General features: G+C 53.9%; 18 protein-coding genes. 6 read left to right on the top strand and 12 right to left on the bottom strand.

From position 1 onward, the window contains the following. Positions 1 to 284 precede the first annotated feature (284 nt). The 6 genes from asnB to nagB form a co-directional block, all read right to left on the bottom strand. On the bottom strand, positions 285 to 1949 hold the full coding sequence (gene asnB, locus ABTW00_RS16730; protein ID WP_433636399.1) for an asparagine synthase B: 1665 nt from the start codon (positions 1947 to 1949) through the stop codon (positions 285 to 287). A 300-nt stretch (positions 1950 to 2249) separates the two neighbouring features. Then, a complete protein-coding gene (locus ABTW00_RS16725; protein ID WP_064548275.1) occupies positions 2250 to 3158 on the bottom strand; it encodes an amidohydrolase family protein in 909 nt (302 codons plus the stop codon). A gap of 210 nt (positions 3159 to 3368) precedes the next feature. Further along, positions 3369 to 4121, bottom strand: coding sequence for an HAD-IIA family hydrolase (locus tag ABTW00_RS16720; protein ID WP_064548277.1), 753 nt, complete (start codon positions 4119 to 4121; stop codon positions 3369 to 3371). A 67-nt stretch (positions 4122 to 4188) separates the two neighbouring features. Next, entirely contained in the window at positions 4189 to 5409 is a 1221-nt protein-coding gene (nagC, locus tag ABTW00_RS16715; protein ID WP_064548279.1) for a DNA-binding transcriptional regulator NagC, read from the bottom strand. A gap of 8 nt (positions 5410 to 5417) precedes the next feature. Next, positions 5418 to 6566, bottom strand: coding sequence for an N-acetylglucosamine-6-phosphate deacetylase (gene nagA, locus ABTW00_RS16710; RefSeq protein WP_064548281.1), 1149 nt, complete (start codon positions 6564 to 6566; stop codon positions 5418 to 5420). A 59-nt stretch (positions 6567 to 6625) separates the two neighbouring features. Beyond that, the gene (nagB, locus tag ABTW00_RS16705; RefSeq protein ID WP_064548283.1) at positions 6626 to 7426 is read right to left on the bottom strand and encodes a glucosamine-6-phosphate deaminase; all 801 of its coding nucleotides are present in this window, start codon (positions 7424 to 7426) and stop codon (positions 6626 to 6628) included. A gap of 344 nt (positions 7427 to 7770) precedes the next feature. Here nagB and nagE point away from each other — a divergent pair, with 344 nt between their 5' ends. The 4 genes from nagE (at position 7771) to chiQ (ending at position 13815) form a co-directional block, all read left to right on the top strand. Further along, positions 7771 to 9720 (top strand): PTS N-acetyl glucosamine transporter subunit IIABC, encoded by a 1950-nt coding sequence (gene nagE, locus ABTW00_RS16700; RefSeq protein ID WP_433636396.1) that lies wholly within the window; start codon positions 7771 to 7773, stop codon positions 9718 to 9720. Between the two features lie 185 nt (positions 9721 to 9905). Beyond that, positions 9906 to 11564 (top strand): glutamine--tRNA ligase, encoded by a 1659-nt coding sequence (gene glnS, locus ABTW00_RS16695; protein WP_433636394.1) that lies wholly within the window; start codon positions 9906 to 9908, stop codon positions 11562 to 11564. A gap of 462 nt (positions 11565 to 12026) precedes the next feature. Next, positions 12027 to 13433 (top strand): chitoporin ChiP, encoded by a 1407-nt coding sequence (gene chiP / locus ABTW00_RS16690; protein WP_433636392.1) that lies wholly within the window; start codon positions 12027 to 12029, stop codon positions 13431 to 13433. A gap of 49 nt (positions 13434 to 13482) precedes the next feature. Next, the gene (gene chiQ, locus ABTW00_RS16685; RefSeq protein WP_416868345.1) at positions 13483 to 13815 is read left to right on the top strand and encodes a ChiQ/YbfN family lipoprotein; all 333 of its coding nucleotides are present in this window, start codon (positions 13483 to 13485) and stop codon (positions 13813 to 13815) included. 207 nt (positions 13816 to 14022) lie between these two features. Here chiQ and fur read toward each other — a convergent pair whose 3' ends face one another. The 4 genes from fur to ybfF form a co-directional block, all read right to left on the bottom strand. Next, complete coding sequence (fur, locus tag ABTW00_RS16680) at positions 14023 to 14475, bottom strand: ferric iron uptake transcriptional regulator (protein ID WP_064548293.1); 453 nt, start codon at positions 14473 to 14475, stop codon at positions 14023 to 14025. A 292-nt stretch (positions 14476 to 14767) separates the two neighbouring features. Beyond that, on the bottom strand, positions 14768 to 15298 hold the full coding sequence (fldA, locus tag ABTW00_RS16675; protein ID WP_064548295.1) for a flavodoxin FldA: 531 nt from the start codon (positions 15296 to 15298) through the stop codon (positions 14768 to 14770). 150 nt (positions 15299 to 15448) lie between these two features. Continuing rightward, entirely contained in the window at positions 15449 to 15742 is a 294-nt protein-coding gene (ybfE, locus tag ABTW00_RS16670) for a LexA regulated protein (RefSeq protein WP_163449162.1), read from the bottom strand. A 129-nt stretch (positions 15743 to 15871) separates the two neighbouring features. Then, complete coding sequence (ybfF, locus tag ABTW00_RS16665) at positions 15872 to 16636, bottom strand: esterase (RefSeq protein WP_064548298.1); 765 nt, start codon at positions 16634 to 16636, stop codon at positions 15872 to 15874. Positions 16637 to 16818: 182 nt separating this feature from the next. Here ybfF and seqA point away from each other — a divergent pair, with 182 nt between their 5' ends. Then, positions 16819 to 17391, top strand: a complete 573-nt coding sequence (gene seqA / locus ABTW00_RS16660; RefSeq protein WP_433636389.1) for a replication initiation negative regulator SeqA — start codon at positions 16819 to 16821, stop codon at positions 17389 to 17391. A 38-nt stretch (positions 17392 to 17429) separates the two neighbouring features. After that, positions 17430 to 19070 (top strand): phosphoglucomutase (alpha-D-glucose-1,6-bisphosphate-dependent), encoded by a 1641-nt coding sequence (gene pgm, locus ABTW00_RS16655; protein ID WP_433636387.1) that lies wholly within the window; start codon positions 17430 to 17432, stop codon positions 19068 to 19070. A gap of 161 nt (positions 19071 to 19231) precedes the next feature. Here the strand turns inward: pgm and potE are convergent, their stop codons facing one another. Then, positions 19232 to 20548, bottom strand: a complete 1317-nt coding sequence (gene potE, locus ABTW00_RS16650) for a putrescine-ornithine antiporter (protein ID WP_065355532.1) — start codon at positions 20546 to 20548, stop codon at positions 19232 to 19234. After that, positions 20545 to 22740 (bottom strand): ornithine decarboxylase SpeF, encoded by a 2196-nt coding sequence (gene speF / locus ABTW00_RS16645; RefSeq protein WP_271447865.1) that lies wholly within the window; start codon positions 22738 to 22740, stop codon positions 20545 to 20547. The genes potE and speF overlap by 4 nt, the downstream gene beginning before the upstream one ends. Between the last annotated feature and the right edge of the window lie 31 nt (positions 22741 to 22771).

Here is a 22771-nt window from a genome sequence, read left to right as displayed (position 1 = left end):
TATGCGTATTGAGCCCTGGACCGTCAACACCTTTTTCAATGAAATTCACCGGAATGTGACTGTTTGGTTAGGTTGCGAACAGCCTGGCGCATTATTCGGCAATTATTGGCTATTTACCGTTATCCCAAACGTAAAATAGACTCTTCGCAGTGCGCTGGCTAGTAGGTTCTGGCACCCGAATAAGAAATGACAGTAATTACTGCAAACGTGGGTTTGCCGGCAGCAGAAAGGAGCAGGGCCCCGATGTCACCATCGGGGCCCTGCGATTCAGATATCGTGTTTACTTACTTATAGGCTGACTGATGCACGCCTACCGCACGGCCAGACGGATCGTCCATGGTTTTGAATGCTTCATCCCACTCAATGGCTTTTGCCGAAGAGCATGCCACGGACGGGCCGCCCGGTACGCATTCCGCAGCGCTCGGCACCGGGAACAGCTCTTCAAAGATTTCACGGTACAGGTAACCTTCTTTTGAGCTCGGCGTGTTGTACGGGAAGCGGAAGTGCGCGGTTTCCAGCTGCTGATCGGTAACCTGTTTTGCCGCCACTTCTTTCAGCGTATCAATCCAGCTGTAGCCAACGCCGTCAGAGAACTGCTCTTTCTGGCGCCACGCAACGCTTGCCGGCAGATAGGATTCGAAGCACTCGCGCAGCACGTGTTTTTCCATTTTTCCGTTGCCGCACATTTTGTCCTGTGGGTTGATGCGCATTGCTACGTCGAGGAATTTTTTATCCAGGAACGGTACGCGCGCTTCCACGCCCCAGGCGGACATTGCTTTGTTGGCTCGGGCGCAGTCGTACATATGCAGAGCCTGCAGCTTACGTACGGTCTCTTCGTGCAGTTCTTTGGCGTTCGGCGCTTTATGGAAGTACAGGTAGCCGCCAAATACTTCATCGGAGCCTTCGCCCGACAGCACCATTTTGATGCCCATCGCTTTGATTTTACGTGACATCAGGTACATCGGCGTGGAGGCGCGGATGGTAGTCACATCATAGGTCTCGATGTGGTAGATAACGTCACGAATGGCATCAAGGCCCTCCTGCACGGTGAAGTGAATTTCATGGTGCACGGTGCCGAGGTGGTTAGCCACTTCCTGCGCGGCTTTCAGGTCAGGTGAACCTTCCAGACCGACGGCGAAAGAGTGCAGCTGCGGCCACCAGGCTTCAGAGCGTTCCTGATCTTCAACGCGACGGGCGGCGAATTTTTTGGTGATAGCCGAGATAACCGAAGAGTCCAGACCGCCGGAGAGCAGCACGCCGTATGGGACGTCGGACATCAGGTGGCTTTTCACGGATTCTTCCAGCGCCTGACGGAGCTCATTTTTGTCGGTGACGTTGTCTTTTACCGCGTCGTAATCGAACCAGTCGCGCTGATAGTACTGACGAATTTCGCCGTCTTTGCTCCACAGGTAGCTGCCTGCCGGGAACTCCTGAATGGTGCGACAAACCGGAGTCAGCGCTTTCATTTCTGAGGCGACATAGAAGTTACCGAATTCATCATGACCCATATACAGCGGGATAATACCGATATGGTCGCGGCCAATCAGATACGCGTCTTTTTCGCTGTCATACAGCGCGAAGGCGAACATGCCCTGTAGATCGTCAAGGAACTCGGGGCCTTTCTCCTGGTACAGCGCGAGGATAACTTCACAGTCAGATCCGGTCTGGAACTGATAGCGATCGGCATATTCAGCGCGCAGCGCCTGATGGTTGTAGATTTCACCGTTGACCGCCAGAGCGTGCGTTTTCTTTTCGTTATACAGCGGCTGTGCGCCGGCGTTCACGTCAACAATCGACAAACGTTCATGCGCAAGAATGGCTTTATCGCATGCGTAGATACCGGACCAGTCCGGGCCACGATGGCGCATCAGGCGGGAGAGCTCAAGCGCTTTTTTACGCAGCTCGACCGCGTCAGTTTTAATATCCAGTACACCAAAAATAGAACACATAGACTTCTCCGTTAACCCTGTTGTGCTGTGTTGTTGTGTGGCGCTGCGCTATCGCGTTGCCTTTGCATGACTAAAAAAATGCCGTAAAGGCGGGGTCGGCGCAAGGGTTTTTCCGCCTCAGAAAGAAAAAATGCAATGGGGCTTATGGAATACTAAAAAATACGTACGTCTATTCTTCTATTATTGATGAAATCTTATTTTTCATGCGTTATTTTTGAATAATCTTCTTTTTTGCCAGGCGGTAGGTAACGAGAATAGATTTCTCGTCCCGTGCAGAGGCAAAATCTGCACGGGGTGAGCTCAGACGATGCCGAAAGGCCAGATCTGCTGGACCGTTTTGTAGAGAATTTGCTCGCGGTCTTTGGGGGTTAACCACGCCAGGTGATCGCGGTAGAGCGCGACCGCTTGCGCGTAGCTCAGTTTATTCAAACAGATTGGCCAGTCGGTCCCCCACATCAGTCGCTGTGCCCCAAAGGCATCAAACACCTGCTTAACCTGCTGCGCGGCATCAGGGTAGGGATAAGACTGCTGGGAGAGTGACCACATATGCGAAATTTTGACGTAGACCTGTGGATAGCGCGCCAGCGCCAGCAGCTTGTTCAGCTCGTCAGGATGATTCAGCGGTGAATCAGCCATGTGGTCAATGACCACCGTCAGCTCCGGGTTTTGCTCAATCCAGGGAATAAGGTCGGGCATTCGGCTGGGGGCGGCCAGAATGGTCATCGGTACTTTCAGGTCGGCGGCCTGTCGCCAGAGTGGTTTCATTAACGACCCACGGATCCAGTCGCCGTCAGCTTTATCAGAAGGACTCAACCTGACGCCGCGAAAACCTTCGTCGGTGGTCAGGCGGGCCAGATGTTCCGGTGCTGCCGGGTCTTCCGGGTTAACGCGGCAGATACCCTGGAATTTATCCGGATACTGCCGCAGAACGTCGGCCAGATAGCGATTATCCCAACGGTAGTGAATAACCTGTACGATCACCGTACGTGCAACGCCGTTTGCGGCCATCAGTGAGAGCAGCATTTCGGCGGTGAAATCCTGCGGCGGCGCTTTGCGGTCCTTAGCGTAAGGATAGCGCGGGTCGGTTTTCCAGACGTGCACGTGGGAATCAATCATGAGCGGTGAGGGCAGAGCGGCAAATGCCGGGCGCAGCGCACAGGCGAGCGGCAGTGCGGCGCTGGCTGCAAGGAATTGACGGCGGCTAAGCATGTTTTTCTCCATTGCATCGGCCGTCTGAATCCCGGAGGCGTCAGAGTTGAGTTATTTGAGATTGGATGTGGACTCAGTGGGCAGATGCGCTAGCTGACGAGCCACTATAAAACGCGAATGAGCGGGATGATTCAGACCGATGCCCAGGAAGACATCGGTTTCACTGTTAGAGTTAACAATGGGTTGTGAATAGCGTCACGGCGTGAGCCGCTAGATAATGTCGATTTCCGCAACTGACGGATAAATCCATGACGGACGGAACGGCATATTATCGATGTCATCAACGGTGGAGACGCCAGAGAGAACCAGAATCGTTTCCAGACCTGCCTGGAAGCCGGCCAGAATATCCGTGCGCAGATTATCGCCGACGATCACCGTCTGCTCTGAATGCGCCTGCATTTTGTTAAGCGCGGCGCGGATGATCCACGGGCTGGGTTTGCCAACCACAAACGGCTTACGGCCTGAGATTTTTTCAATACCGGCGCAAAGTGCGCCACAGGCGGGGTAGTAGCCGCGACCGTGCGTATCCGGGTTTGTGGCGATGAAGCGTGCACCGTTAGCCACGAAGAATGCCGCCTTGTGCATCATTTCCCAGTTGAACGAGCGAGTTTCACCCACGATAACGAAATCAGGATTGACGTCGGTAATGGTGAACCCGGCTTTATAGAGTTCGTGGATCAATGCGCCTTCGCCGACCACGTACGCTTTTTTTCCTTCCTGGCGACGCAGGAAATCGGCGGTTGCCATGGCAGAGGTATAAAAAACGCTGTCGGGCACGTCGATACCCGCAGTGGCGAAGCGGTTCGCCAAATCCTGACCCGTCTGTGAAGGGTAGTTAGTTAGACAGAGAAACGGCATACCTTTATCCAGTATGCGCGCGACGAATTCTGCCGCACCCGGCACAGCGACGTTGTCGTGCATCAGCACGCCGTCAATATCACAGATTACATTCTGAATGGTCATGGACTACCTGGCGTTTATTTTAAAGAGGCGTAATTATACACGTTATCCCCGGCATTGCCTCTCAGGACTAACCTTCCAACAAATGTTGCAGCAAAATCCCGTTCAGCATGGCGCGTTTAACCAGCGCAAAAGCGCCAATGGCGGAGCGATGGTCGAGCGTCGAGCGTACTACCGGCAGATTTTTACGAAACGCCTTCAGAACCTGAGTATTGATGCAACCTTCGATGGCGGGTAACAGCACGCGGTCAGCTTCGATGATCTCACCGGCAATCACCACCTTTTGCGGATTAAACAGGTTGATGGCGATAGCAATTGTTTTACCGAGATGGCGGCCTACGTGTTCAATAACTTCGGTGGCCAGCGGATCGCCTTTGTTGGCCGCCTTACAGATGGTTTTGATGTGGCAATCGTCAAGCGTAATACGGCTTTGGTAGCCCTGTTCAAGCAGATGGCGCACGCGCTGTTCAATGGCGGCATTGGCGGCCACGGTCTCCAGACAGCCGAAGTTGCCACAGTGGCAGCGCTCGCCGAGCGGATCGACCTGAATATGGCCGATTTCACCCACATTGCCATTACGGCCGATAAAAATACGCCCGTTAGAGATGATGCCCGCACCGGTACCGCGATGCACGCGCACCAGAATGGAGTCTTCACAGTCCTGGCTTGCACCAAAGTAGTGCTCTGCCAGCGCCAGGCTGCGGATGTCGTGACCGACAAAGCAGGTGACTTTAAAACGTTTTTCCAGTGCTTCCACCAGACGCCAGTTTTCGACTGGAATATGCGGCATATAGCGAATAATGCCGCTTTCCGGGTCGACAAGGCCCGGCAGAATCACTGAAATGGCGATCAGCTCGCGTATTTTACGCTGGCACGATTCAATAAAGGCGGCAATGGTATTGAGTAGCGCGTGTTCCAGCGTTTCCTGAGTGCGCTCCGGCAGCGGGTAGTGTTCTTCAGCAACCGCCTTGCTGCTCAGGTCGTACAGCGTCAGGGTGGTGTCATGGCGGCCCAAACGGACGCCAATCGCATGGAAATTGCGGGTTTCGGTGACGATAGAAATGGCGCGGCGGCCCCCGGTGGAGGCCTGCTGATCGACTTCTTTGATCAGCCCGCGTTCAATAAGCTGACGCGTGATTTTGGTCACGCTGGCAGGGGCAAGCTGGCTCTGCTCGGCAATCTGAATACGTGAGATTGGCCCATGCTGGTCAATCAGGCGGTAAACGGCCGCGCTGTTAAGCTGTTTTACGAGATCAACATTACCAATTTGAGCTTGTCCGCCTGATGTCATACTTTCTCTTACTCAGTAACGACCTCGTCGCCATTAACGATGGTCTTGATGATTTTAAAGTCGTGGGTGAATGCGGTCAGGTTCGCCACTTTACCCGGGGCAATGCTGCCGAGGTGCTTTTCAACACCGATCGCGCGAGCAGGGTAGAGCGTTGCCATGCGCAGCACTTCATCCAGCGCAATGTTAGCGTGCTCGACCAGGTTGCGGACCCCTTCGATCATCGTCAGCGATGAACCGCTCAAGGTGCCGTTTTCGTCTACGCAGAGACCATTGCGGTAGTATATTGTTTTACCAGCAAAAATGAACCGATCAATATTGGCGCCTGCCGGTGCGGTGGCGTCGGTGACCAGGCACAGCTTATCGCCTTTCAGGCGTTTGGCGTTACGGATATTGATGTAGTCCACGTGCAGGCCATCAGCAATGATACCGCAGTAGATTTCATTCGCATCGAGAATCGCGCCGGTCAGGCCAGGTTCACGGCCAGACATATAAGGCATGGCATTAAACAGGTGCGTGGCAAAGGTGATACCCGCGCGGAAACCGATGCGCGCTTCTTTCGCCGTGGCGTTAGAGTGCCCGGCGGAAACCACGATACCGGCGTTAGCCAGCGCGGTAATCACTTCCGGTGCGACCATCTCTGGCGCCAGGGTCACTTTGGTGATCACATCAGCATTATCGCAGAGGAACTGCACCAGTTCGTGATCCGGCTTGCGCACAAATTCCGGGTTGTGGGTGCCTTTTTTCACCAGGTTTAGCCACGGGCCTTCGAGGTGCAGACCCAGCGCCTGGTTCGGATGTTTAGCCAGATATTCACGCATCACACGTACGCCCTGTTTCATCAGGTCGTCGCTGGTGGTAATCAGCGTCGGCAGGAAGCTGGTGCAGCCAGATTTCTCATTGGCTTTTTGCATAATTTCCAGCGTTTCAACGGTCACCGCTTCGGCAGTATCGTTGAACTGTACGCCGCCGCAGCCGTTAAGCTGAACGTCAATAAAACCAGGGGCGAGAATGGCGCCATTCACGGAACGCTGTTCGACGTTCGCTGGTACATCAGCCAGTGGGCAAATACGTTCAATAAGGCCATTGGCGACGATAATCGCATGGTCATCCAGAATTTCGTGACCGGTAAAGATCCGGCCATGGGTTAATGCATACATTACGACCCCCGGTGTTCAAAAAATGTTGTCCCACGCCGCGGCGTGGGACGGGTAAGACATTACAGACCTTTGATATTTTCAGCTTCTAATTCATTGAAATATTTCAGGGTCTTAACCTTCAGCTCCATCGTGGACGGTTCGTCGCAAACGATCAGCGATTTCGGGTGCAGCTGCAGACAGGTAATGGTCCACATGTGGTTAACGTTGCCTTCAACCGCCTGCTGCAGCGCCAGCGCTTTCGGCGCGCCTTGCACCAGGATCATCACTTCTTCGGCATCCAGCAGGGTACCCACGCCAACGGTCAGCGCATATTTTGGCACCAGAGAGACATCGCCATCAAAGAAACGGGAGTTTGCCACGCGGGTTTCGTGAGTCAGCGTCTTGATACGGGTACGGGAAGAAAGTGACGATGCCGGTTCGTTGAACGCAATGTGGCCGTCGTTGCCCACGCCGCCCATGAATAGGTGGATTTTACCGTAAGAACGAATTTTTTCTTCATAGCGGCGGCATTCTGCGTCAACATCTGGCGCGTTGCCATTCAGCAGATTGATGTTTTCTTCAGGAATGTCGATATGATCGAAGAAGTTACGGTGCATAAAGCTGTGATAGCTTTCCGGATGCTCTTTTGGCAGGCCGACATATTCGTCCATGTTAAAGGTGACAACATGTTTAAAGCTAACCTGGCCCGCTTTATGCATTTCGACTAACACTTTGTAGGTCGCCAGCGGGGTACCGCCGGTTGGCAGTCCGAGGACAAACGGACGGTCCGCGGTCGGTTGAAATGCGTTGATGCGGTTAACGATGTGGCGAGCAGCCCATTTGCCGACTTGTTCAGCGTTAACGAGAGGAATCAGTCTCATTCTTCACCTCAAATGTAAAATGTAAGAAGTTGGCGGATGGCGTCTCCGTGCACTCTCTAAGCGTAACCTGTTTGCATCGATAGGGAGCAATCCGTTTTGATTTTTTGAATGATAAAATAAGTTTTCGTGGTTAGCCAGTGAAAGGGAGTGGTGAGAACAATATTTGGTGACTATAGTCACAAAAAACACGTGTTTAATTTGCGATACGAATTAAACTTCCACACACTCATATCCTCAGAGTTGTGATTGCAGTTTACAAGACATCGCAGTGTCATGCTTTTTTGCACAATAAAAAAATGGCTTAGATTAAATGAGCCGTCTCGGGGTCTCGTAGGGGGAATAAGATGAATATTTTAGGGTTTTTCCAGCGACTAGGTAGGGCGTTACAGCTCCCTATCGCCGTGCTGCCGGTAGCGGCGCTGTTGCTGCGATTTGGTCAGCCAGATTTACTCAACGTCGCGTTTATTGCGCAGGCGGGCGGGTCTATCTTTGATAACCTGGCGCTAATCTTCGCTATCGGTGTGGCATCCAGCTGGTCGAAAGACAGCGCGGGTGCGGCAGCGCTGGCGGGTGCGGTAGGTTACTTCGTATTGACCAAAGCAATGGTGACTATCAACCCAGCCATTAACATGGGTGTGCTGGCGGGTATCATTACCGGCCTGGTCGGTGGTGCCGTGTATAACCGTTGGGCGGGTATCAAACTGCCTGACTTCCTGAGCTTCTTCGGCGGTAAACGTTTCGTGCCGATCGCGACCGGCTTCTTCTGTCTGGTGCTGGCTGCTATCTTCGGCTACGTGTGGCCGCCGGTGCAGAACGCCATCCATGCGGGCGGCGAGTGGATCGTCTCCGCGGGCGCGCTGGGCTCCGGTATCTTTGGTTTCATCAACCGTCTGCTGATCCCAACCGGTCTGCATCAGGTGCTGAACACCATCGCCTGGTTCCAGATTGGTGAGTTCACCAACGCGGCGGGTGCGGTATTCCACGGCGACATCAACCGCTTCTATGCGGGTGACGGCACCGCGGGTATGTTCATGTCCGGCTTCTTCCCGATCATGATGTTTGGTCTGCCGGGTGCGGCACTGGCGATGTACTTCGCGGCTCCAAAAGCGCGTCGTCCGATGGTCGGCGGTATGCTGCTGTCCGTTGCGGTCACCGCGTTCCTGACCGGTGTTACCGAGCCGCTGGAATTCCTGTTCATGTTCCTGGCGCCGGTTCTGTACCTCCTGCACGCGATTCTGACCGGTGTGAGCCTGTTTATTGCGACGCTGCTGGGTATCCACGCGGGCTTCTCCTTCTCCGCAGGGGCCATCGACTACGTGTTGATGTACAGCCTGCCGGCAGCAAGTAAGAACGTCTGGATGCTGGTGGTGATGGGTCTGGTGTTCTTCGTTATCTACTTTGTCCTGTTCAGCGTGGTTATCCGCATGTTTAACCTGAAAACGCCGGGCCGCGAAGATAAAGACGAAAACGTTGTGACCAACGAAGCCAACAGCAACACTGAAGAAGGTCTGGATCAACTGGCGACCAGCTACATTGCTGCCGTTGGCGGGACTGACAACCTGAAGGCGATTGATGCTTGTATTACCCGTCTGCGTCTGACCGTTGCCGACTCCGCGAAGGTGAGCGACGCAGTATGTAAACGCCTGGGTGCATCCGGCGTGGTGAAACTGAACAAACAAACCATCCAGGTGATCGTCGGCGCGAAAGCAGAAGCGATTGGCGATGCGATGAAGAAAGTGGTTGCGCGTGGCCCGGTTGCCGCCGCTTCTGCTGACAGCGCGCCAGCTGCGGCTCCTGCTGCGGCAAAACCGCAGGCAGTGGCAAATGCCGCAACGGTTGAATCGCTGGTTTCACCGATTACCGGTGATGTGGTCGCACTGGAGCAGGTGCCTGACGAAGCGTTTGCCAGCAAAGCGGTTGGCGACGGCATTGCGGTGAAACCGACGGACAACATCGTGGTTTCCCCGGCTGCGGGCACTATTGTGAAAATCTTCAATACCAACCATGCGTTCTGCCTGGAAACAGATAAAGGCGCGGAAATCGTTGTCCATATGGGTATCGATACCGTGGCGCTGGAAGGTAAAGGCTTCAGCCGACTGGTTGAAGAGGGTGCAGAAGTGAAAGCAGGTCAGCCAATCCTGGAAATGGATCTGGACTTCCTGAACGCGAACGCGCGCTCCATGATCAGCCCGGTCGTATGCAGCAACAGCGATGACTTTGGCGGTCTGGTGATTAAAGCCGAAGGTCACGTGGTTGCGGGCCAGACGCCGCTGTATGAGATTAAAGGTAAATAATCGCTCCTGAGTAAAAGTGGATTAATGCCTTAAGCGGCGGGGGAATTCCTCCGCCGCTTTTTTTTGCCGCAAATTCCCCCATATTCATCGGAAGAACGCCTTTTTGTGCAACTAATAGTTGTCTCCGGGCGCTGCTTATAAGATCATGTTCCGTTATACGTTGTTTACGCTTTGAGGAATCCACGATGAGTGAGGCTGAAGCCCGCCCGACTAACTTTATTCGTCAGATCATCGATGAAGATCTGGCAACCGGTAAGCACAACACGGTGCATACGCGTTTTCCGCCAGAGCCGAATGGCTATCTGCACATCGGCCACGCGAAATCTATCTGCCTGAACTTTGGTATCGCGAAAGACTATCAGGGTCAGTGCAACCTGCGTTTCGATGACACCAACCCGGTGAAAGAAGATATCGAATACGTAGAGTCGATCAAAAACGACGTCGAATGGTTAGGTTTTCACTGGTCTGGCAACGTTCGCTACTCCTCGGACTACTTCGATCAACTGCACGCCTATGCCGTTGAGCTTATCAATAAAGGTCTGGCCTACGTTGATGAACTGACGCCGGAACAGATCCGTGAATACCGCGGCTCGCTGACTGCGCCGGGCAAAAACAGCCCGTACCGCGATCGCAGCGTGGAAGAGAACCTGGCGCTGTTCGAAAAAATGCGTACCGGTGGCTTTGCGGAAGGTACTGCCTGCCTGCGCGCCAAAATCGATATGGCTTCACCGTTCATTGTTATGCGTGACCCGGTGCTGTACCGCATTAAATTTGCCGATCACCACCAGACCGGCACCAAGTGGTGCATCTACCCGATGTACGACTTCACCCACTGCATTAGCGATGCGCTGGAAGGTATCACTCATTCCCTGTGTACGCTGGAGTTCCAGGACAACCGTCGTCTGTACGACTGGGTGCTGGACAACATCACCATTCCGGTTCACCCGCGCCAGTACGAATTCTCGCGCCTGAATCTGGAATACACCGTGATGTCCAAGCGCAAGCTGAATCAGCTGGTGATGGAAAAACACGTAGAAGGCTGGGACGACCCGCGTATGCCGACCATCTCCGGTCTGCGTCGTCGTGGTTACACCGCAGCGTCCATCCGTGAGTTCTGCAAGCGCATCGGCGTGACCAAGCAGGACAACACCATTGAGATGGCATCGCTGGAATCCTGCATTCGCGAAGATCTCAACGAAAACGCGCCGCGCGCGATGGCGGTTATCGATCCGGTAAAACTGGTTATCGAAAACTACCCGCAGGGCGAAAGCGAAATGGTTTCCATGCCTAATCATCCGAATAAACCGGAAATGGGCAGCCGCGAAGTGCCGTTTAGCGCTGAAATCTGGATCGATCGCGCAGACTTCCGTGAAGAAGCCAATAAGCAGTACAAGCGTCTGGTGATGGGTAAAGAAGTGCGTCTGCGTAACGCCTACGTGGTGAAAGCAGAGCGCGTGGAGAAAGATGCCGAAGGCAATATCACCACCATCTTCTGTACCTATGATGCTGAAACCCTGAGCAAAGATCCGGCCGATGGCCGCAAAGTGAAAGGGGTGATTCACTGGGTTAGCGCTGCACATGCGTTGCCGGTGGAAATTCGCCTTTACGATCGTCTGTTCAGCGTGCCTAACCCAGGCGCAGCAGAAGACTTCCTTGCGGTGATGAACCCAGAGTCGTTGGTTATCAAGCAGGGCTATGCTGAGCCGTCTCTGCAGGCCGCTGAGGCCGGTAAAGCGTACCAGTTCGAGCGTGAGGGTTACTTCTGCCTCGATAGCCGCTACAGCACGGCAGAGAAGCGGGTCTTTAACCGTACCGTTGGTTTACGTGATACCTGGGTTGGCTAAGCCAGTCACGAGCTAATTTTAAAACGCCGCTTTGCGGCGTTTTTTTTTGCCAATCCTGATCCCCCTCCAATGGAAGTGCTGCTCATCGATATATCCCCTCTATGATCTATAGTTTCGCGTAGCGAATTAATATGAATTTCCTGCCTCTAAGATTTTCTCTTTTTGTCACACTCTTTGTTATAAGCCGGACATGTAAACGGTCTCATTAACATTTGATTCAGGCCCCGCAAGGTCTGGCGCGGAAAAATGTTAACAACGCATTACGTTACACATTGAAACCAAATATGTGCGCTTTGTCATAATCCTGCACTCTTGTTGCGGAAAAGGATTGATAATTCGCGTCGCGAAAAATAGTCTATCAGTGTACTGAAACACCTTTTTCCAGAAGTTCATTTTTTTTAGCGTTTTATTTTTTGCTTCTGCTTTGCAGCGGCATTTTTAAAAGTCAAAGAGGATATAACTATGCGTACGTTTAGTGGCAAACGTAGTACGCTGGCGCTGGCTATCGCCGGTGTGACAGCAATGTCAGGCTTTGTAATGACTCCGGAAGCGAAGGCAGAAGGGTTCATTGATGATTCAACATTAACCGGCGGCATCTATTACTGGCAGCGTGAGCGTGACCGTAAAGATGTGACCGATCACGACAAATATAAAACCAACCTTTCTCACTCCACCTGGAACGCCAACCTCGACTTCCAGTCAGGTTATGCGGCTGACATGTTCGGTATTGATATTGCGGCGTTTACCGCAATTGAAATGAACGAAAGTAGCGAAAGCGGTCACCCGAACGAAATTGCCTTCTCGTCAAAAAACAAAGGCTATAGCGAAGATTACAGCGGCGATAAGAGCGGTATCAGCCTGTATAAAGCGGCGGCTAAATTTAAACTTGGCCCAACCTGGGCGCGTGCGGGTTACATTCAGCCAACCGGTCAAACCCTGCTGGCGCCGCACTGGAGCTTTATGCCGGGTACCTACCAGGGCGCGGAAGCCGGGGCAAACTTTGACTACGGCGACAACGGCGCGCTGAGCTTCTCCTACATGTGGACCAACGAGTATAAGGCGCCATGGCACCTGGAGATGGATAACTTCTATCAGAATGATAAGAAGACCAAGGTGGATTACCTGCACTCTATCGGTGCGAAATACGATTTCAAAAATGACCTGGTGCTGGAAGCGGCATTCGGTCAGGCGGAAGGTTATGTGGACCAGTACTTCGCCAAAGCAAGCTACAAATTTGATATCCCTGGCGGCCCGCTGACCACCAGCTACCAGTTCTACGGTACCCGTGACAAAGTGAGCGATCACGGCGTGAACGATATTTACGACGGCACCGCGTGGCTGCAGGCGTTAACCTTCGGCTATAAACTGAACGAAGTTTTCGACTTCCGTCTGGAAGGAACCTGGGTTAAGGCCGACGGTCAGCAGGGCTACTTCCTGCAGCGTATGACCCCGACCTACGCTTCCTCAAACGGTCGTCTGGATATCTGGTGGGATAACCGCTCTGACTTCAACGCCAACGGTGAAAAAGCGGTCTTCTTCGGCGGTATGTATGACCTGAAGAACTGGAATCTTCCTGGCTGGGCAGTGGGTGCATCCTACGTCTATGCATGGGATGCGAAACCAGCGACCTGGCAGATGAACCCGGACGCATACTACAACAAAAACAATACGATCAGAGAATCTGCATACAGCCTGGATGCCATGTATACCGTACAGGAAGGTCGTGCGAAGGGTACCCTCTTCAAACTGCACTTCACTCAGTACGACAACCACTCCGATATCCCGAGCTGGGGCGGTGGTTACGGCAACATCTTCCAGGATGAGCGTGACGTGAAATTTATGGTTATCGCACCGTTCACCATTTTCTGATGCATGATGCGGCAGGGGAAGCCTCTGCCGCCGCTAAGAGGCTCATCGTATGAAAAAACTGATTATTGTTGCCCTGATGGCCGCTGGCCTTACCGCTTGCGCTCAGCCATCCGCGCCGAAAGAAGACAGTAAGCTGAAGGATGCCTACAGCGCGTGCATTAACACCGCTGAAGGCAATCCGGATAAAATCCAGGCCTGCCAGAGCGTACTGAACGTGCTGAAGCAAGAGAAACAGCACGAACAGTTTGCCAATCAGGAAAGCGTACGCGTGCTGGACTACCAGCAGTGTATTCAGGCAACCCGTACCGGTAACGACCAGGCCGTAAAAGCCAAATGCGATAAAATGTGGCAGGAAATTCGCAGTAACAACGCCACAAAATAGCGATTGTTGTTATAGCAAAAAGGGCGGAGAGTTTTCTCCGCCCTTTTTGCGTTACAGGGTTGGCTCTCCGCTGGAGCAGGCGGATGACAAGCTCGCTTTCCTGACGGGCAAAGTTGCTTTTACCATACGCAAGGTGAGGCGAATTGATCAGATTGCGCCCATAAAAAAAGCCAACCTTCAGGCTGGCTTTTCAGGCATCACGAAACGTTATTTTTCAACGCCATCATGCGCATGTTCATCTTCACGGCAGTCGCCTTCTGCACAGTGGCCGTAAAGATAAAGACTGTGGTTGGTCAGACGAATTCCGTGTTTGGCGGCAATTTCACGCTGACGAGCTTCGATAGATTCGTCGCTGAACTCGATCACTTTGCCACAGTCGAGGCAGATCAGGTGATCGTGGTGATGCTGCTGAGTCAGTTCGAAAACGGATTTGCCGCCTTCGAAGTTATGACGGGTCACGATGCCCGCGTCGTCAAACTGGTTCAGAACACGATAAACCGTGGCCAGGCCAATTTCTTCACCCATGTCGATCAGGCGTTTGTATAAGTCTTCCGCGCTGACATGGTGGTTATCCGGTTCCTGAAGAACTTCCAGAATCTTTAACCGTGGAAGTGTGACTTTCAGGCCAGCCTTCTTTAATGCGGTATTATTGTCAGTCATGCGGAATCTGTCCTGTTGCTAAACGATTAACTTCCATCAGCGAAAGTATCACAGAGAATTCACCCGTTTTAATGCGTCTCATTATAGAATGACCCTGGCTAAATGAAAACAGCAAGGCTTGGGTAAACTAAGCTTTCAAAAACGAGGCGTCACCGACAAACAGAGCGATGAACCTACGCTAAATCAGAAGATATTGTACAGGTATGCGCTGAAAAGTTAAAAAAATGTAGCTATTATTTTGATTGCTTTTACCTATTAATGAGGCGCGATTTGTTATCGCGCCTCAATATCATCAGGCGTTTTTGATTTCGTCGAGGTGCAGTTCTTCAGCAACCTGCTTAACCCATTTTTCAACGCGTTCAGCGGTCAGCTCCGGCTGACGGTCTTCGTCAATCGCCAGACCCACGAAGTGGTCGTCATCGGCCAGGCCTTTCGACGCTTCGAAGTGGTAGCCTGCGGTTGGCCAGTGACCAACGATGGTCGCGCCGTTTGGCTCAATGATGTCGCGGATAGTGCCCAACGCATCGCAGAAGTATTCCGCGTAGTCTTCCTGATCGCCACAGCCGAACAGGGCGACCAGCTTACCGTTGAAGTCAACTTCTTCCAGAGACGGGAAGAAATCGTCCCAGTCGCACTGGGCTTCACCGTAGTACCAGGTTGGGATGCCCAGCAGCAGGATATCGTAGCCTGCCAGGTCTTCTTTGCTGCTCTTGGCAATGTCGTGAACGTCAGCGACATCTTTACCAAGCTGTTTTTGAATCATTTTTGCGATATTTTCGGTGTTCCCGGTGTCGCTACCGAAGAAGATGCCAACGATTGCCATGAGTAAAATAACCTCTTGAAACTTAATGATATGGTGGTGGCTTATTGCCCACAGATAAGGGCAATCATAGCAGAACAGAGAAGCGTGCGGAAACAGCTATCGTGCCGTACTGCACACTCTGCTACATGAAAGTGTGTTCTGGGGGATATTTCAGACTTTCCCTTGCCCGTGCAGCAGCGCCAGTTGGCTCATCAGCATCTCTTCGATGAGTTCGCTGCGGCTCATGTCACGGGCGGCCGCCAGCTCGTTGAGCGCATCAACGGCGTCGCTGTTGAGCTTCAGCTCGACGCGCTTAAGCCCGCGAACTTTGTCGCGTTTGAGCTGATTACGCTTATTAATGCGGAGCTGTTCGTCACGCGAAAGCGGATTGGTTTTGGGTCTTCCCGGCCGACGCTCATTTGCGAACAAATCTAATGTCGTACGGTCCGTTTGTTCTTTTGCCATGGTTCTGAGTGACTTCGGGGAAACAAGCTACCGGACGGTGCCCGGCGCAGACAGCGCGCAATCATACAACAGTGGAACCCGCACGCCAACGACCACGGCCATTATGGCGCGCGGTCGATGCATTTTTAATCACTCGGCGAGATAGCGGCGAATGGCGCGCAACACGGCGTCCGGTTTTTCGGCGTGAACCCAGTGACCCGCACCGGCAATCACGTGCGCTTTCGCCTGCGGGAACTGCGCCAGCAGATCATCACGATAGGCTTCGGTGACATACGGTGAGTTACCGCCGGGAATAAACAGCGCAGGGTGTTCCCAGGCGGGAATGGTTTCCCAGCCGACGATGTGAGGATATTGCTCCCACAGCACCGGCACGTTAAAGCGCCAGGCGCCGTCAACAAATGACTTCAGCAGAAACTGAATCACGCCTTCTTCATGCAGATACTCGCGCATCACCGTGGCCGCCTGCTGGCGCGTGGCGACGCCCGCGCTGGTGACGGCGTTAATCGCGGCAAAAATCTCATCATGACGACGCACGTGGTAATCCACCGGCGCAATGTCGATAGCCACCAGGCGGTCGATGCGCTCCGGGGCCAGCGCGGTCAGCGCCATCACCGCTTTACCGCCCATTGAATGGCCGATAAACGTGGCTTTCTCAATCTGGTTGGCGTCGAGAGTATCGAGCAGATCCTGCGCCATGGCCGGGTAGCTCATGTCGTCGGAACGCGGCGACAAACCGTGGTTACGCATGTCGACCTGAATGACATCGTGATCGGCAAGCAGGTCACGGGCCAGAATGCCCAGGTTATCCAGGCTGCCAAACAGACCGTGGACCAGAACGATGGGGGAATTATTGTGCAGGTTTTGTGCAGATTGCGCTCGGAAATTCAATTTCATAGCAAAGTTCTTTTTTTCGCATTGTCGGGTTAGGGTATCATGTTCAACATTCTAACGCTCAGGGGCAAGTGAGGAACTCATCCGAATTTTGCCGTGCCCCTGGTTTGGCGCTACCCGCTGTTGGGTTTTGACTTTATAATCCCAATGAATTGTATTCAGAAAAATTATCGCACCGGATTAAGATGAAAACGATCGAAGTTGATGACGAGCTCTATCGCTATATTGCAGCCCACACTCTGCGCATTGGCGAGAGCGCGTCCGACATTTTACGGCGTATGCTGAAATTCTCCGCCGCTTCCCAGCCCGCAGCCGTCGCTGCCGCGCCGGTCGTCAAAGCAGAACCGGTTACCGCTCCGGCGCCCGCTGCTGCCCCCGTTGCTGAGGTGAAAACGGTTAAATCCGCCAAAGATAAAGTCCGTGCCATGCGCGAACTGCTGCTCTCCGACGAGTATGCAGAGCAGAAGAAAGCGGTAAACCGCTTCATGCTGGTGCTGGCCACGCTGTACTCTCTGGACAACAATGCGTTTGCTGAGGCAACCGAATCCCTTCATGGCCGTACCCGCGTCTACTTTGCTGCCGACGAGCAAACGCTGCTGAAAAACGGCAATCAGACGAAACCAAAACAGGTTCCGGATACGCCATACTGGGTCATTACCAATACCAACACGGGCCGTAAATGCAGCATGGTCGAACACATCATGCAGTCAATGCAATTCCCGGCGGAATTGATTGAGAAGGTTTGCGGTACCATCTAATACTGACAATCTAACCCTTGCATAAGAAGGACCAGGCAATGGCAAACCATACCCGTGCGGGTCAACCCGCACAGCAGAGTGATTTGATCAACGTCGCTCAACTGACGGCCCAGTACTACGTGCTGCAGCCGGACGTGAGCAATGCGGAACACGCGGTGAAATTCGGGACTTCCGGTCACCGCGGTAGCGCAGGTCGTCACAGCTTCAATGAAAAGCATATTTTGGCCATTGCTCAGGCGATTGCTGAAGAGCGCGCGAAAAACGGAATTTCGGGCCCATGCTACGTCGGAAAAGATACGCACGCGCTTTCTGAGCCTGCGTTCATCTCCGTGCTTGAAGTGTTAGCGGCGAATGGCGTTGATGTGATTGTGCAGGAAAACAATGGCTTCACGCCGACCCCGGCGGTTTCCAACGCTATCCTGGTGCACAACAAGAAAGGCGGCCCGCTGGCCGATGGCATTGTGATTACGCCGTCCCACAACCCGCCGGAAGACGGCGGTATCAAGTACAACCCGCCAAACGGCGGCCCGGCTGATACCAACGTCACCAAAGTGGTTGAAGACCGCGCTAACGCGCTGTTGTCTGCCGATCTGAACGGCGTGAAGCGCATCTCTTACGATGCGGCGCTGGCCTCGGGTCATGTGAAGGAAGTGGATCTGGTGCAGCCGTTCATTGAAGGGCTGGCGGATATCGTCGATATGGCGGCGATCCAGAAAGCCGGTCTGACGCTGGGCGTTGATCCGCTGGGCGGCTCCGGTATCGAATACTGGAAACGTATCGCTAAGCACTACAACCTGAACCTGACCATCGTTAACGATCACGTTGACCAGACTTTCCGCTTCATGCACCTCGATAAAGATGGCGCAATCCGTATGGACTGCTCCTCCGAGTGCGCGATGGCGGGCCTGCTGGCGCTGCGTGATAAGTTCGATCTGGCATTTGCCAACGATCCTGACTACGACCGTCACGGTATCGTCACCCCGGCCGGGCTGATGAACCCGAACCATTATCTGGCGGTAGCGATCAACTACCTGTTCCAGCACCGTCCGCAGTGGGGTAAAGAGGTTGCCGTGGGTAAAACCCTGGTCTCTTCCGCAATGATTGACCGCGTGGTGAATGACCTGGGCCGTAAGCTGGTGGAAGTGCCGGTCGGCTTTAAATGGTTTGTTGATGGCCTGTTCGACGGTAGCTTTGGCTTTGGCGGTGAAGAGAGCGCGGGCGCTTCCTTCCTGCGCTTCGACGGTACGCCGTGGTCGACCGATAAAGACGGGATCATCATGTGCCTGCTGGCGGCAGAAATCACCGCCGTCACCGGTAAGAACCCGCAGGAACACTACAACGAGCTGGCGGCACGTTTCGGCGCGCCAAGCTATAACCGTCTGCAGGCGAGCGCGACTTCCGCACAGAAAGCGGCGCTGTCTAAGCTCTCTCCTGAGATGGTCAGCGCCAGTACCCTGGCCGGTGACCCGATTACCGCGCGCCTGACCGCTGCACCGGGTAACGGCGCATCTATCGGTGGTCTGAAGGTGATGACCGATAACGGCTGGTTTGCTGCGCGTCCGTCCGGTACGGAAGATGCGTACAAAATTTACTGCGAAAGCTTCCTCGGCGCTGAGCATCGTCAGCAGATTGAGAAAGAAGCGGTAGAGATTGTTAGCGAAGTGCTGAAAAACGCCTGATTGCACGGGTAAGAAAAAGGGAGCCAAATGGCTCCCTTTTTTATCGGCTCCGTGCTGCTCCGGGGCCGGCATATATGCCTTTCCCGGGCTACACACAACCAATAATCGTGGTAGTTGTAGGCCGGATAAGCGAAGCGCCATCCGGCAACACCGGCACAGACTTAACCGTGTTTATTCTTCAATTCAAACCGCGGTGAGACCAGCCCGTACAGCGTCCAGCCGAGGAACGTCACGATGGAACCGTACAGCATCGCTTCTTCACCGGAAGAGTAGAGCGCATAGAAGCTGTACATTGCACCAATAAAGGCCACGAAGTTAGCGATGCGCGCTTTGTTCATCGGCACGTTAGCCATACGCTGGATAATGACCAGCGCCGCCATCGACAGGATGTACGGAATAATGTTGGTCACTACCGCCAGGTTCACCAGCACGTTGAATTGATTATTCAGCGACGGGCTGATGGTCATCAGCGACAGCCCGGACTGAATCACCACGATCACCAGCATCCCCTTAACTGGCGCATCCGCCTTGCTAACCTGAGAGAACACTTTCGGGAAGTAGCCTTCATCCGCCGAGGATTTGAATACCTGGGCGATAGTGAACTGCCAGCCGAGCAGCGAGCCGCAGCAGGACATGACCATCAGCGCCATGATCACTTTACCGACTTCCGGCGTGAACATTTGCGCGAAGGCCAGGCCGAACGGGGCGGTTGAATTAGCCAGGTCCATATTCGGCACAATCCCGGCAATCACGTTGGTGGAAACGATGTAAATCACCGCCGCCCCCAGCGTCCCGCCGAGCACGGCGATCGGTACGTTACGTTCCGGGTTTTCCACCACTTCAGCGTTGGCGCAGGCGGATTCCAGACCGAGGAAGGCCCACAGCGTCATGGCGATGGATGAACCGACCGCGCTAAAGAACGGCACGTGATGCGGGTTCCAGGACTCGACGTACATCGTCGGGCTGAACCAGAACCAGCCAATCACACACAAACCCACGACCGGAATAATGACCCCCCACACGGTAATGCTGCTGATCTGTCCGGTAATGCGCGCGCCGCCGAAGTTGGCCACGGTACAGATCCACAGCACGCCGATGGTGGCGAGCCCAATTTGCACGGGGCTCAGTGCGGCACCGAAAAGCTCGGTGCCATAACCCACCGCCGAAATCGCGATAGCGACGTTGGCAATCAGCAGCGATACCCCGTAGGTATAGTTGGCCATAAAGTTGCCCGACTTACCAAAGGCATACTCCGCATAGCCGCCCATGCCGCCGGATTTCTTGCTGAACATCCCGCACTTTGCGAAGGCCCAGGCCAGCGCCATCGAACCAACGGCGGTGACCAGCCACGAGATAATGGAAATGGTGCCGACTTCAGCGAGCTTGGTGGGCAGCATGATGATACCGGAGCCCATCATGTTCACCATCGTCAGGATGGTGAGCTGAACAACCCCCATTTTGTTGTTGGCTTTGCTCATAATTTCTCCCCTTTCAGCAGCGCTGGCAGCGGCTGCTGAGGTTTAATCACGTTGCACCACACTTCTTTGCGACCGTCGTGTTCCTGGATGTAAACCCCTTGCAGTTCTGGCGCAAAGCCAGGCAGCAGGTTGATGCCTTCTTCCAGCGCTTTGAAGTAGCGCAGAACGGAATCCCCCCAGATTTCACCGGGGACAACGCACAGCACGCCAGGAGGATACGGCAGGGCGCCTTCGGCGGCGATTTTGCCTTCCGCCATTGACAGCGGTACCAGATCGACCTCGCCGCGGATGTAGGCAAAGTTCGCCTCCTGCGGGTTCATGCTGACGCGCGGGAAGTGTGATTTGCGGAACATCTCTTTTTGCAGCTGTTTGACGTTATGGCGGGCATACAGGTTATGCATTTCCTGGCACAGCTGGCGCAGGGTGTAACCGGCGTAACGCTCTTTATGCTGACCGTAGAGCGACGGCAGCACCTCTTGCAGCGGCGCGTCAGATTCCAGCAGCGTTTCGAAGCGCACCAGCAGCGCGACCAACTGTTGCAGCTTGGCCATATCTTCTGCCGGGGTGAGCAGGAAAAGGATTGAGTTCAGGTCGCATTTTTCCGGTACTACACCGTGTTCACGCAGGTAGTTGGCCAGAATGGTGGCCGGCACGCCAAAGGTGTCGTACTCGCCATTAGCGTCGATGCCTGGGGTAGTCAGCAGCAGTTTGCACGGGTCAACGAAGTACTGATGCTCCGCGTAGCCTTCAAAGCCGTGCCAGCGTTCGCCCGGCACGAAGTGGAAGAATCGCAGGTCGTTGGCAATCTGTTCGGTCGGCCAGGATTGCCACGGTTTACCGTCAATCTCGGCGGGCACAAACGGACGAATGTGGTGGCAGTTATCCAGAATCAGCTTACGCGCTTCGATGCCGTTAGAGACGCAGTCCATCCACATATTGCGGCCCGCTTGCCCTTCGTGCATCCGCGCGTTGACGTCCAGTGCGGCAAACAGCGGGTAGAACGGGCTGGTGGACGCGTGCATCATAAAGGCATTGTTGAGGCGTTTATGCGGGACATAACGCTGTTGACCTTTGATATGACTATCTTTTTTATGGATCTGTGAAGTCTGCGAGAAACCGGCCTGCTGTTTATGCACCGACTGGGTCACCAGAATTCCCGGGTCGTTTTCATTCAGCTCCAGCAGTAGCGGCGAGCAGTCGGCCATCATCGGAATGAACTGTTCGTAGCCTACCCATGCGGAGTCGAACAGGATGTAGTCGCACAGGTGACCGATTTTATCCACCACCTGACGGGCGTTATAAATCGTGCCGTCGTAGGTGCCAAGCTGGATGACCGCCAGACGGAATGGGCGTTCGTTACGTGCGCGGTTTGGCGCCACTTCTGCCACCAACTCACGCAGATAGCCTTCTTCGAAGCAGTGGGCGTCGATGCCGCCGATAAAGCCGTACGGGTTACGTGCGGTTTCCAGGTAGACCGGTGTGGCACCAGCCTGCAACAGCGCGCCGTGGTGGTTGGATTTGTGGTTGTTACGGTCGAACAGCACTAAATCCCCCGGAGTCAGCAGCGCGTTGAGCACCACTTTGTTGGAGGAGGAGGTGCCGTTGAGCACGAAGTAGGTTTTGTCGGCGTTAAACACTTTTGCCGCGTGCTGCTGAGCGATGCACGGCGCGCCTTCGTGAATTAACAGGTCACCCATTGCCACGTCGGCGTTGCACAGGTCGGAGCGGAAAAGCGTTTCGCCAAAATACTCGACAAACTGGTTCCCTGCCGGATGGCGACGGAAGAATTCACCGCCCTGATGTCCCGGGCAATCAAAGGCACTGTTGCCTTGGGCGACATAATCCACCAGCGCACTGAAGAATGGCGGGCGCAGGTTGACTTCGTACTTGTGGGCGGCGGCCTCCAGCTGGCGTCCATAGAAATCGTTGCGGGTTTCATCGTGCTCGAATACCCCTTGAATGCGGGCAAGATATTCAGCCGGAACGATCTGATCTTTATTAATAGCAATAAATACCGGCAGGTTATAACCCGTCGCATCTATTTCATCGAGTTTACCGCATTCCACATCTTCAATAGATAATACGGCCGCCGCGACATCAATAAAGTGGGTATCGCAGGTATTGATAATACTACGCTGGGTAGTAAAGCAGTCAGGGCATGAACGGCTTACGGCAATTTTTAATTCAGACATTTTTTCGACTCGTTATTTTAGATAATAGTAG

The organism is Kluyvera georgiana (genome assembly GCF_050990895.1).
Taxonomy (GTDB): domain Bacteria; phylum Pseudomonadota; class Gammaproteobacteria; order Enterobacterales; family Enterobacteriaceae; genus Kluyvera; species Kluyvera georgiana.
Note: the sequence above shows the minus strand (reverse complement) of the source record. Positions and strands in the feature narration are given on the sequence as shown.